This is a genomic window from Brevibacillus jepli, from assembly GCF_047229145.1.
In the GTDB taxonomy this organism is placed as follows: Bacteria; Bacillota; Bacilli; order Brevibacillales; family Brevibacillaceae; genus Brevibacillus.
On the sequence record NZ_JBFEFW010000016.1, the window covers coordinates 66,025 to 79,196 of the forward strand.

Annotated in this window: 9 protein-coding genes; 3 read left to right on the forward strand and 6 right to left on the reverse strand. The window is 46.2% G+C overall.

Annotated elements, in window-relative coordinates; genetic code table 11:
• Positions 1-11: 11 nt before the first annotated feature.
• The 3 genes from AB1L17_RS18255 to AB1L17_RS18265 all read right to left on the reverse strand — a co-directional run bounded on the left by AB1L17_RS18255 (position 12) and on the right by AB1L17_RS18265 (position 2,990).
• The gene (locus tag AB1L17_RS18255; protein WP_412846375.1) at positions 12-164 is read right to left on the reverse strand and encodes a hypothetical protein; all 153 of its coding nucleotides are present in this window, start codon (positions 162-164) and stop codon (positions 12-14) included.
• Positions 165-441: 277 nt separating this feature from the next.
• Positions 442-1,575: a YcdB/YcdC domain-containing protein gene (locus AB1L17_RS18260; protein WP_412846376.1), complete on the reverse strand. Its 1,134-nt coding sequence runs from the start codon at positions 1,573-1,575 to the stop codon at positions 442-444.
• Positions 1,576-1,844: 269 nt separating this feature from the next.
• Positions 1,845-2,990, reverse strand: a complete 1,146-nt coding sequence (locus tag AB1L17_RS18265) for a YcdB/YcdC domain-containing protein (RefSeq protein WP_412846377.1) — start codon at positions 2,988-2,990, stop codon at positions 1,845-1,847.
• A 193-nt stretch (positions 2,991-3,183) separates the two neighbouring features.
• On the opposite strand from AB1L17_RS18265, the gene AB1L17_RS18270 reads away from it, so the two are divergent.
• Positions 3,184-3,561, forward strand: coding sequence for a BlaI/MecI/CopY family transcriptional regulator (locus AB1L17_RS18270; RefSeq protein WP_412846378.1), 378 nt, complete (start codon positions 3,184-3,186; stop codon positions 3,559-3,561).
• Positions 3,562-3,564: 3 nt separating this feature from the next.
• Entirely contained in the window at positions 3,565-4,887 is a 1,323-nt protein-coding gene (locus tag AB1L17_RS18275; RefSeq protein ID WP_412846379.1) for a M56 family metallopeptidase, read from the forward strand.
• A gap of 123 nt (positions 4,888-5,010) precedes the next feature.
• Here the strand turns inward: AB1L17_RS18275 and AB1L17_RS18280 are convergent, their stop codons facing one another.
• Positions 5,011-6,090: an ankyrin repeat domain-containing protein gene (locus tag AB1L17_RS18280; RefSeq protein WP_412846380.1), complete on the reverse strand. Its 1,080-nt coding sequence runs from the start codon at positions 6,088-6,090 to the stop codon at positions 5,011-5,013.
• Between the two features lie 233 nt (positions 6,091-6,323).
• Between AB1L17_RS18280 and AB1L17_RS18285 the strand changes: the two genes are divergently transcribed.
• The gene (locus AB1L17_RS18285) at positions 6,324-9,440 is read left to right on the forward strand and encodes a S8 family serine peptidase (protein WP_412846381.1); all 3,117 of its coding nucleotides are present in this window, start codon (positions 6,324-6,326) and stop codon (positions 9,438-9,440) included.
• 148 nt (positions 9,441-9,588) lie between these two features.
• Here the strand turns inward: AB1L17_RS18285 and AB1L17_RS18290 are convergent, their stop codons facing one another.
• Positions 9,589-11,091 carry a malate:quinone oxidoreductase gene (locus AB1L17_RS18290; protein WP_412846383.1) on the reverse strand — a complete coding sequence of 501 codons (1,503 nt, stop codon included), beginning with the start codon at positions 11,089-11,091 and terminating at the stop codon, positions 9,589-9,591.
• 346 nt (positions 11,092-11,437) lie between these two features.
• A complete protein-coding gene (cysI, locus tag AB1L17_RS18295) occupies positions 11,438-13,159 on the reverse strand; it encodes an assimilatory sulfite reductase (NADPH) hemoprotein subunit (protein WP_412846384.1) in 1,722 nt (573 codons plus the stop codon).
• Positions 13,160-13,172 lie beyond the last annotated feature (13 nt).

Below are 13,172 nucleotides of genomic sequence, written 5' to 3' on the forward strand. Positions count from 1 at the left end.
CAAAATTTTTCCTACAACAATAAGTCGATATCATTTGGCAAAAGGTCGCAAAATAAATGAGAAAAACTTCCAAATAATTGAGGCAAGGTCAAAATATAGCCTTTCTCTACTTCTTTATAGTATTCTTCAAAATCAAAAGAGGCTTTTACCACATCGACATTCATTGTCTCTATTACTCTTCGTTGATCTACATGCACCCTTAATTGTATTTGTCGTAAAAATGAGCGAAATCGTCACAAGTTTTTATAAAAAACCCCCAAATCACTATATTCTAGATTATTATCCAAATAACCATTAGCTTCACCAAAAACCAAATGTCGGTCTTTCCATTCGTGCTTTCACGGCACATCAGACAGCAAAAAAGACGTGCCTGGGCTGATCCTCCAATTCGATGCAGGATTCCCATACACGTCTTACGTTTATCGTGTTATTTCATCATTTTCACTCTTCTACTATTTCCGTCTCCAATAAATAATAGAATTCTTCGAAATCAAAGGTAGATTCTTCTACCTCAGTCCTAACACCTGCTATGTTTCCATTATCATCTACATAAACTCGGAGATGCTTCACATAATCATTGTCCTCGACTAATGGAGTTTTAAAACCAACTGTTGTGTCGTCTTCATTATTACTAATCGTTTGTGCAATTCCAATAAAATCGTAGTTCTCACTATCTTTCATCATTTGCTGAATAAACTGAGCCGCCTTTACCTTTGCAACTTCTTTCGCAATGGGATTATTAGACTTTTCTCTTTCGCCTCCGATACTCAAATGGAGGAGTTCCCCAGTGATGTTGCTAATCGTAAAGGTAAAATTTTCCGATGCGTATCGAATCTCATCTCGAAATAAGCTCGACTTCGGGCTCTTATACTCTTTTAAGCTCGTTCTGTCATTTCTCTTTATTTCATATTTCTCTTCTTTCAGTCTAGGAACTACCTCTAACAATCGTTTGACACCTTGCTGCACTTTTGGATTCACATCTTCTTCGTCTAAATCGATATTCATTTCATCAGTGAAGCTGTAGATTTCCCCATTAGTGTCAACCACTACCGAATAAGCCATATCTCTAATAAATGTAGAACGGAACAAGACGAGCTTCATATTCCGATTCACTTCGCTGTCTTTCCCCTCTGCATCCTCATATTCAACAGTAATTTCTCTCTCAAGCACAGCCTTGATTTCCAGCCTATCAAATTTATCATCCAGTAGTTCTTCTAAAAAGGCAGATGCTTTCTCTTTCGCCAATTCGTCTGATGGGGCATTCGTTGATCGCTCTACATTGGCAGTATGCACAAAGCTAATCAATTCTCCGTTCTCCTTATCGATTTCTATCCATGCGTTTGGATAGCTATTACCCCCTTTTTTCTCCAGACCAATGAGATACTTGCTTTCTTTGTTTTTTATTGCTAATTGCTCGTATTCTTTTAATTGCGGCACTGAATCCAGCACCTCTTCATACGTTTCTTTTACATGATTCGGGAGTTTGGAATCCTCCACATCTTTTGCCCAAACCGGCGTGCTGGACAGCATAGTCGCTGCAACCAGCATAGCTAAAGTCGTTTTTAATTTTTGCATATGATTCCCTCCATATATATTTTCAGGAAATTTATTCCTACAATTGATTAGTCGTAACAATGAGAGAAAAGGTCGCAATTTTTTTAAAAGAAAAACGAAAACTAGCCCAGTGAAATCGTCAAAGGCTCGTCGTATACTAAATCGATTTCCACTATATCTTTGGAGTGAAGGTAGTGCTTATCTTTGGAATATCTTGGAGCCACCGTAGCAGCGAGTTCGTTATGTGATTCTTTTATAGCGTAAGATGCAATATCCAGGAGCTGTTCAATCTACTCAGCTCCTCCTTCTTCTAGTTCCTTCTCCTTTTCCTCATAGTACTTTTTGAAATCATAAGCGGCTTCGTGCACACCCGTCGAAACACCTACTATGTTTCCATTTTGATCGACAGAGATTTCAAGATACTTGACATACTGATTGTATTCGGGCAACGGTGTAACAAACCCGACTTCGGTCTCGATATCCCCATCGCCAAGCAACCATTTGGCAGACCCAACGAATGTATATTTGCCACTATCTTGCATCACCTGCTGAATGAACTGCGCCGCCTTTTCTTTTGCTACTTCTTTGCTAATAGGGTGACTGGATGGTTCTCTCTTCTGAAAAAGGTGAAAGTAGTTCAATTCCCCTGTTCGATTGTTAATATGAATGGATCTGTTTCCACTTTCCGAGATATAACGGATGACATCTCGATGTATACTTGTCACCGGGCCCTTAAACCATTTCACGTTGCGATTATCGTCCCTGCCGATTTCATAGGTTTCTTCTGTCATTTCAGGAACCGCCTCGAATAACCGTTGGGCCGTCTGTTTCACTTTCTCATCTAGCTTGGCTGCATTGAAAACTTCTTGTTCTTCTACACGGTAGATTTCTCCGCTAGCTTCCACCACGACAGAAAGAATAGACTCATTGCCATGCTCAGAAGAAAACACGACTCGCTTCGCCTTCCGCTCTACGTCTACTTCCTCTCCCTTTTCATTCTCATAATAAAAGGATATTTCGGCAGGCTCGACAGCAGTAAAATGGTATCGGTGAAACTGCTCATCCCATATCTCTTTCAAAATCTTGGTGGCCTGTTTTTTGGCGAGTTCATCGGATGGTTCTTTACGTGATTCCTCTACCGTGGAAATATGCGTGAATAAGACCAACTCACCTGACTTTTCATCGATTTTGATCGCGGCAGAACGATACTGCCCTTTTTCTTTCCCCTGCAAAATCAGCTCAAAACGATCGTCTTCCCGTTCAACGGACGTCAGGTTGTACTGTTTTAATTGCGGAACCGATACCAAGACTTCTTCATACGTTTCATTCACTCGTGTAGGGAGTTTGACCTCATTTTTATCTTTTGCCCAAACCGTTGTACTACATAACAGGGGCGCTGCAATCAACAAAGCCAGGATAGAATTCATTCTTTTCATGTAATTCCCTCCACCCTCAATTCCAGTAATTTTTCTCATTGAAAAGTCGAGACAACTGGAGAAAAGGTCACAAGCGCTTACTGAAATGACCAATAGATTTTCATTTTAGTCAATTGCCCAAAATAGGTTGACATCTGATTTTTGGCAATTGTAAAATATAAATAAGACAATTGTCAAAAAAGGAGTGCGGTTCATGAAAAATGGAAAGAAGCTACCTGATGCCGAATTTGAAATCATGAGGGTAGTCTGGGCAAACGAGCCACCCATTACGACTGCAACGGTGATGGAGCAATTGGGAAAAGAACGCCAATGGAAAGCACCTACAGTGATTTCCCTTATGCTGCGTTTGGTGGAACGAGGCTTTTTGCATACAGAGAAGGATGGAAAAGAACGTACTTACTTTCCGTTGGTAGGAAAAGAGGAGTACCTTGCTTTGGAAACGGAGCATTTTATGAAGCAATATCATGAGAATTCTTTTTTGAGCTTCGTCAACACACTGTACAACGGCAAACAGCCAAGCGAAAAAGAACTGGACGACTTGCTGAAATGGGCGAAGGAACAGAGGGAATAACCGATGCAGACCTTTCTGATAGCATTGCTGGAATGCTCAATCGCCATGTCGGTAATCGGATTCCTCTATATGGCTGCTACACCCTTCTTGCAGAACCGTTTTACGGCCAAGGGGCGCTACTATGCATGGCTGGTAATTGTCATCGGTCTGATTATTCCGTTTCGCTTCCAGCTCCCCACATCTGTTGTTTCCTTGGAAATGCTGCTCCCTGTGCTGGAGAATGTCGGCCACACCTCCCTTGACCAGGTGATTTCTCCTGCAACAGCAACTGCGGCGGCATTGCCATGGTATGTACTGGCTGGAGGATTCTGGATTACCGGAGCTGTCGTGTTCTTCACTTACCATGCCATCCGGCACAGACGTTTGTTACACATGGTGAAACGCTGGAGCGTGGAATGCTCGGACCAACAAGCACTGCGTCTGTTGCAGGATGTTCAAGCGAACATGAACATAACCCGGCAGGTGGATTTGCGGGTTTATCCGGGTATTCCCAGCCCGATGCTGGTCGGATTTGTCCGTCCTGTCATCTTGCTTCCGTCTGAAAATATCCCGCCCAATGAGCTTCTGTTCATCCTTACGCATGAGCTGATTCACTTGAAACGCGGAGATTTGGGCTACAAAACACTTGTATTTGTGGCCACCGCCCTGCATTGGTTTAATCCATTTGTTTACCGAATGGCCCGGGAAATCGCGCTTCAATGCGAGCTCTCTTGTGACGAGGAAGTCATCAAGCATTCCGATATGAGCAATCGCCAGCAGTATGTAGAGGCCATTATTGGCCTTATCAAGAAGCAATCACGGGGACAAAGCGTATTCTCCACAAGCTTCTCCGACAGCAAACTAGACTTGAAGAAAAGGGTGATTTCCATTATGGATACTCGAAGCAAGAAATGGGGCATTTCGCTTTTGATGGTCATCGCTTTGGCTACGATAGGTACAGGCGTGATGTTAAAGCTAAGCCCAACAAAAGCGGATACCGCAACGCCCGAACCACCAAGGTCCATTACAGCATCCGGGAATGTGGCGGAACAGGAAGAGAATCAGAGTGAGACCGCTTTGGAACCCGCTTCTGAGGAACGCAATACTTCAAGTCCCGAAGCCTCGCCTTCTTTAGAAATCGTACCGGCTCCCGAACAGAACACGGTCAGTCCCGCATCTGCCTCAAATAGCAGCTCTTCTGGTTCGGTCCTTATACCCGCTCCAGCTCCCGCAGAGATAACGGCCAGTCCCGTAGCTGCCACAAATAGCAACTCTCCTAGTTTGGTCCTTATACCCGCTCCGGCTCCCGCGGAGGTAACAACCAGTCCCGTAGTGCCCCGGAAGTAACTCATGCAACGGAACCCGGGGAACAAGCGGTAGCTTCAGTTTGCTGATCCACACAGCCTCGTCAATAACAGCAATCGGTTAATGCCATCTGGCTTATCCGATTGCTGTTAATTGGTTCTCCATTTACAATTCGCCTTCCATAAACTTGATCAGATACACTTCCAGCTGCACGAGTAATTCCGCAAAGCCGCACAAATCCGCATACTCCTGATGCTCCTCATCATAGCAGCCGATGACACCCTTTTTCTTCGGATTCCATACAAGATGCAGATGGGAGTAATTGTCGATTTCGGCTGACAGACGCAGCAGCTTCTGCCGACCGACCTTCATCTCTATCGTATCGGTCAATGTGAAAAAGTCGATGTACCCGATAGCATATTCATTTTCCGCCAGCTCAAGACGCAGCTCTTCTCCGGTAAGAAAGCTGATCAACTCTTCGGTCAATTTATATTTTTGCAGCTCGTACTTCCTGTTCTCCACATCATGCATCTCGGCAGGTTCCAGCGATTTCAAATACTCAGCCAGCACGGCATCCTTATTGCTGACGGCAATGGTATACGGCCGCTCGCCGCCCTTTTCCGCTAGCGAAACGTTCGCACCACGCTCAATCAAATACTTGACCATAGCGACATGCCCCATACGCGTAGCCACTGTTAATGGGGTCGCTTGATAAGGGTAGACCATATCCGGTTTATTGTAATTAATATCCGCCCCATGATCGAGTAAATAAGCGGTGGTCTTCAGGTCGTGATCTGACACTGCCTTTCGCAGTACATCCCCGCCATGCAGCTTCACATCCAAACCGAGCTCATGAATGAGCGGGATATTTTTTTTATTGCCATAGTATGCCTGCGAATATGCGCCAGACCGAACGTTGTTAAGCATGTCCAGCTTGGCTCCTTGCGCTACCACATAACGAACGATATTTTCCTTGCAATAGCGTACGGCCAGCAAAAAAGCTGGATTATTTTTGACATTCAAATTGACGCCGTGCTCTACCAGCAGCTTTATAACCTCCAGCTTCTCCGATACAATTGCCAGATCCAACGGGCTTATTGTCGTATATTTGCTAAGCATGATGCCCTCTTCTATATCCCAGCCGGCTGCAATAGCATCTTGCAAAGCCGGAATATCTCCTTGGTAAATATGCATCGCGATTTCTGGCAGCTCTTCGAACCTCCCGATATCCTTCAACTTGATCATCCATTATCCTCTCCTGACCTCTATCTTATGAAAAATATAGAAAACTAACTGGCAAAAAACAACATACGTTTGCATTGTTCTCCTTAATTTCGTTGAAAATTTAGGGAATTATGTTTATTTTTGACGGATTTGCTCGTTAAAAAGTTTTTTCCCAATAAAAGGAGTAACTCTACTAGGAGAGAAATACTTATGCAAATCGTCTTATACATAATTTCTTTAAGGAGAGTGGACTGATGAAGAAGATGCGTACTCTCGCTTCTCTCACGCTCGCTGCAACCCTCATGCTAAGTGGCCTGCCTTACAATGCATTGGCAGCAGCAGAGTTCAGCGAACGAGATTGGGAGAAAGTGAACGAGCTTACCAACGCGGAAGTAGAGTTTGGCTCAGAAATCTCGAAAATCTCCCCCTTGTTGAACACCAGTTCCAGCAAAAATGTCAGTGTCATTATTGAACTGCAAAGTGAGCCCTCTATCGTGGCGAAGCACAGCTCGGAAGGTTCCGAATCTTCCGTCAGATCATTGCGAGCGAAAGTAGAGGATGAGCAAGCGTCCTTTCTGGATGAAGCAAAAGACAACAAAGTCAAACTGAAGGTAAAGCGCCAGTTTGAGCATGTGTTCAACGGTATGGAAGTAACCGTGCCAGCGGACAAGCTGGAAGAGCTGGCTGAACTGCCGCAGGTTAAGCGGATTTATCAAAATACGTATTACGAACTCCCTGCAATAGAAGAAGTGAGCGAGAAAAAATCGTCCACCAAATGGGATCAAGCCCCGCTCCAGCAAATTGGCGTTCTCGATATGTGGAAGGATGGGCTGACAGGTAAGGGGCTGAAGGTAGGTGTCATCGATACTGGTGTCGATTACAAGCACCCTGATTTGAAGGATGCCTATAGAGGCGGCTATGATTCCTTCGACAACGACAAAGACCCTTATGAAGAAGCGCCAATTCCAGTTGACGATGATCGCGAAGGAAAAGGATATGAAGGCTCTGGCCATGGAACGCACGTCTCCGGAACCATCGTTGGACGGGCCAAGAACAGAACCTCCGATGTGCAGGTAAAAGGCGTTGCCTATGGTGCCGATCTCTATGTCTACCGCGTGTTGGGCCGTGAAGGCGGCAGCTCCGCTCAGGTCATCGACGGTATCGAAAAAGCGGTGAAAGACGGCATGGACGTTATTAACCTGTCGCTTGGCTCCGCCAAGGAAAAAGATTCAGACTCCCCCGATGCCATCGCCGTCAATAACGCGGTGCTGTCTGGTGTCATCACAGTCGTATCTGGTGGGAATGCAGCCGACGATGAACGCGGCAGACATTATTACACCGCCGGAACACCTTCTGGTGCAAGACTGCCAATTACGGTTGCAGCGGTAGACTCTCCGACCGTGCAATATGACGGCTCAGCTTCCTCGTCCTTCGGTAGCAATTATGAATTCCCCGTGATGGCATGGCAGGTAAAAAAGGACAATTTCGCCTCCATCATCGGAACCAAACCGCTGCCAGTCGTCTATGCTAACCTTGGCTCAACAAATGATTTTGACAAGGTAGATGTAAAAGGCAAGGTCGCACTCGTATCCCGTGGCACACTCGGCTTCACGGAAAAAATCGATAACGCACGAAAAGCAGGTGCCGTGGCAATCGTTGTCTTTAACGGTAACGATGCCAACGGCGATGGCGAAGCTGACCTGGATCTCAAGGATCGCGAGGGCTATGTCAACACGATTCTGGGTGACCAAATCGAAGCCATCCCTACCTTTGACATGAAGGGCTTGGAAGGCAGATCGCTGGCAAAAGAGCTGGTGTCCGACCCAGAAAAGGCAAAAACGCTTACCTTTACGTTCTCAGAAAACTATCCGAGCACGAACGATCCTGGCGACCGGATCGCTGCGTTCAGCTCACGTGGACCAATCATGGGCGATGACTACAGCATCAAGCCAAATCTCGCAGCGCCTGGCGTAGCCGTTCTGTCCAGCTATCCTGCATGGGGTAAGGAACTGCCTAAGGCTAAATACGACAAGGCCTACTCCCGCCTGAACGGTACTAGCATGGCGGCTCCGCACGTTTCCGGTCTTGCTCTGCTGTTAAAACAAGCCCATCCAGACTGGACGCCTGCTGATATCAAGGCAGCGCTCGCGAACACTTCGAAGCCGCTCTACGCCCCAGACGGTACGCTGTACGATGTGTACTCCCAGGGTGCAGGCCGCGTAAACGGTTACGCTGCTTTGAAAACACCGGCTGTGCTGACAACCGTAGAGCAGTTCACCATTTTGGGCGAAGATTTCGAGCCGAAGACCATTCCGTACTATGCAGATAACGTCTCCTTCGGTTTGTTGAAGGCTGGCAGTAATACCGTCACGAAAACGCTCCAGCTGAAAAATCTGTCCAAGAAGGATGTTTCGTACGATGCGGAAGTGATCATGCATCCGTCCGTCACGACCGATCCGTACAAGCCAGGCTCCAAGACACCTGATGTCGATGACATCGATGTAGATATCTCCGATGATTCCATCTCCGCAGACAAAGGCGATGAGACTACATTTGAGCTGAGCCTGTCCGTTGACTCCGATGCAAAAGACGGCGTCTATGAAGGCGAAGTCTTGCTGAAAGGCGACAAAGACAATCCTGATCTGCGCCTTCCGTTTGCTGTACACGTAGGAGACAAGCGTGAAGATACCAACTTCGGCTTCGACAACCTGAAGCTGTCCGATACGACGATCACTCCGGACGGTGATGGCAAGGAAGATTCGTTCACGCTTGAAGCTGAGCTGCAAGCAAAAGACGTGAACCTGATCGCAGTCGAAGCTTGGAATATGGACGATGAATACATCGGTACTCTCGCATCCGTGTTTAACAACTACGCATTGATTCAGCCAGGCCCTATCACCTTCTCCAACCTGGATGGTACCTACTACGATGGTACACAAGTAGCGAAGAAGCTGGATCCAGGCAAATACAAGCTGAAACTCGTCGGTCGAAGCGTTGACCAAAGCAAGCCGGAGGGTGAACAGATTGTAAAAGAATACGAGGCATGGAAATCGTTCATGATTAAAAAATCGGAAAAAATTTCGGTCCTGTCGAAAGTGATTGAGGAGGCCGAGGAGCAATTCGAGGTGGAGATTGCAAATACCACAGAGCTGGATCAGCCAGTGCTTGCGTTGCCAGAAGAGACGGATGCTGTGAGCTATCAGGTGACGAAGAGCTCTGATGAGACTCTGATCGATAACGAGGGTATTTTGAAGGAGCTGCCTGCTGAAGGTGAAGAGACAGTTACGCTGTACGTGACAATTACCTCCAAAGAAGATGAGTCGATCACAAGTACGATTAAGGTAAAAGTGACGTTGGAGGCAGTTGAGTAATACTAGCTTGAATGTATGAAGATGAGTGAAGGCTCCGCCATGATCTTGTGGTGGGGCCTTCCTCATCGTATCCACTCTAACTGCCAAATTTGAAAAAAGAACCTTCAATCCAAAGACGGATCGAAGGTTCTTTATTAATAGATCCCAATTAACTATGAACCAGTTCTTTTTCGACTAGACCCAGCGCCTGGTCTGTAGAGCGATGAATTTCTTCGAAAAGCTCTGGGTTATCCATCAATGACACACCATAAGAAGGAATCATTTCTTTAATTTTCGGCTCCCACTCTGCCATTTGTTGTGGGAAGCATTTTTCCAATACCTCAAGCATAACTTGAACAGCAGTTGAAGCACCCGGAGAAGCACCGAGCAATGCAGCTACCGAACCATCAGCGGCACTAACAACCTCTGTACCAAATTGCAGGGTTCCTCTTCCGCCCTTTTCCGTATCTTTGATAACCTGCACACGTTGGCCGGCTACCACGATATCCCAATCCTCGCTTTTCGCGTTCGGAATAAACTCTCGTAGTTCTTCCATGCGCTTTTCATGCGATAACATGACCTGCTCGATGAGATATTTTGTCAGTCCCATCTCTTTTACGCCTGCCGCCAGCATCGTGATGACATTATTCGGTTTAACTGAAGTGATCAAATCCATATTGGAACCTGTTTTTAGGAACTTTGGCGAGAAGCCGGCAAAAGGTCCAAACAGCAATGATTTTTTGTTGTCGATATATCTGGTATCAAGATGTGGCACAGACATTGGAGGAGCACCAACTTTGGCTTTCCCGTACACCTTTGCATGATGCTGCTCTACCACTTCCTGATTCTTACAAACCATGAATAGCCCACTTACCGGGAATCCACCAATATGCTTGGACTCTGGAATACCGGTTTTTTGGAGCAAATGCAAGCTTCCGCCCCCTCCGCCGATAAAGACAAATTTGGCAGTATGGTCTTCGATGTTACCAGTATTGATGTTATAAATTTTCAATTTCCACAAGCCGTCACTCGTGCGTTTAATATCCTCAACACAATGGTTGTAGTTAACCTCGACATCTTTCGTCTTCAGGTAATCAAACAACATACGTGTTAACGCACCAAAGTTGACATCGGTTCCACAGTCGATTTTGGTTGCCGCGATCGGTTCATTCGATGTACGGCCTTCCATGATCAACGGAATCCATTCCATCAGTTTTTCAGGATCATCGGAAAACTCCATCCCTTGGAACAGAGGATTATTTGATAGCGCTTCAAAACGCTTTTTCAAAAACGATACATTTTTTTCACCTAGTACCATGCTCATATGAGGAATTGGCATGATAAAGTCTTGCGGATTTTGAATGAGATTGTTTTTTACAAGGTAAGCCCAGAACTGTCTTGAAAGCTGAAAATGTTCATTAATCTTGATAGCCTTGCTAACATCTATAGATCCGTCAGCTTTTTCGGATGTATAGTTCAGTTCACACAGTGCAGCATGGCCTGTACCCGCATTATTCCATTCGTTAGAGCTTTCTTCTCCTGCTTTTGCGAGTTTCTCAAATACTTTGATTTCCCACTCTGGTGCCAACTCTTTCAGTAATGCTCCCAGAGTAGCGCTCATGACCCCTGCACCAATCAAAATAACGTCTGTGTTTTGCTGTATGGAGCTCATATTACCCTTCCTTATCTACTGTTTTTGTAAAAAAGAAGTAGTAGCTCCTTGCCCCGTTGCAAGACGCTACGAAAACATCTTACCTTTCACAACTATAACTATATCATAGAAATTATTTATTGATTCAATTATCTATTATAATCAGAGGATTAATCACTATTTAATGTTGGTAAAAAAGTAAGGATTCCCTACACAAGGCCTTAGGAACATGCAAAAACAAAAAAATGTACCTGCTTAAGAGGCGGTTCTTACGTGCATAAAAAAGACACCTGAATAAGGTGCCGTGATGGGATAGCACTACGGATACAGTTTAAGGCCATCCTTTAACGGAATGGCCTTTGTCTTACTACTCATGAAAATCGAGTCCCGACCTTACTTCTTTCACATACCCTGCCCGAATGACGAAATCCCCGAAATGTTCGCCTTCCTCACGTTCCTTCGCATAACGATTTAAGATCGGCCGCAGCTCTTTCAGTATTTCTGCCTCTCCGATGTTTTCACGATACAGCTTATTCAATCGATTCCCGGAGAAACCGCCGCCCATATACATGTTGTATTTACCGACAGCCTTCCCAATAAAAGAGAGTTCCGCCAGTGCAGGTCTTGCGCAACCATTTGGGCATCCTGTCATGCGAATGACGATCTCCTCGTCGCGCAAGCCCGCCTCATCCAAGATCAGCTCGATCTCATCCAGTAGCGTAGGCAAATAACGCTCTGCCTCTGCCATCGCGAGTCCGCAAGTCGGCAACGATACACAAGCCATGGAGTTTCTTCGCAGCGCAGAATAGGACGTTCCATCGGTGAGCCCGTATGCTTGAATGATCTGTTCAATTTCCGGCTTCTTTTCACTGGTGACATTTCCAATGAGAAGGTTCTGATTCGGCGTCAGGCGGAAATCCCCTGAATGCACTTTGGCAATCTCGCGCAAGCCGGACATCAGGAGGTAGTTGTCCTCGTCTTTCACACGGCCATTCTGAATGAAAAGGGTAAAATGCCAGTTATCGTCACTCCCTTTCACCCAACCATAGCGATCGCCATTATGCTCGAAGTGATACGGGCGTGCTTGCTCCAGCTCCCATCCCAGTCGCTGCTCCAGTTCATGGATAAACCATTCAATGCCGCGGTCGTCGATCGTATATTTGAACCGGGCATGCTTTCGCACCGCGCGATCTCCGTAGTCTCTCTGGATCATGACCGTTTTCTCGGCAACATCCAAAACTTGTTCCGGTGAGACAAAACCGATCACTCGCGCAACCTGTGGATACGTTTTCGGATCACCGTGGGTCATTCCCATTCCGCCTCCGACCGCTACGTTGAAGCCTAGCAATCGACCTTGTTCATGAATAGCGATAAAGCCCAAATCCTGCGAAAAAACGTCGACATCGTTGGCAGGTGGAACGGCAATGCCGATCTTAAACTTGCGCGGCAAATAGACAGGCCCATAGATCGGTTCTTGCTCTACCCCATCCCGACTGTCGATGACCTTCTCTTCGTCGAGCCAGATTTCATGATAGGCGCGGGTCCGGGGATCCAGATGATTGCTTATTTTTTTGGCCCATTCGTAAACCTCTTGATGAACCTCCGACTGGTACGGATTCGGGTTGCACATGACGTTGCGGTTGACGTCCCCACAAGCAGCCAGAGTACTTAACAAGGCCTCATTTACTTCTTGAATCACCTGCTTCATATTCCACTTAATCACGCCATGCAGCTGGAAAGACTGACGAGTCGTCAGGCGAATCGTTCCGTTTGCAAACTGCTGGGCGACATCATCCATCATGAGCCATTGCTCTGGCGTAACAACTCCACCAGCTGCACGCACACGTACCATGAACTGATAGGCTGGCTCCAGCTTCTGTTTACTCCGTTCGTTGCGAAGATCCCGGTCATCCTGCATGTAGCTTCCATGAAATTTCATCAGGCGGTTATCATCCTCAGGGATGGACCCTGATATCCTGTCTTCCAGCGTTTCCGCCAGACTCCCCCGCAAGTAATCACTTTGGCGTTTAATGTCCTCTACATCGCTGTGAGGAGCACTGTTTGGCGAAAGCAAATGATTTTGTGACATGGTTCCCTATCTC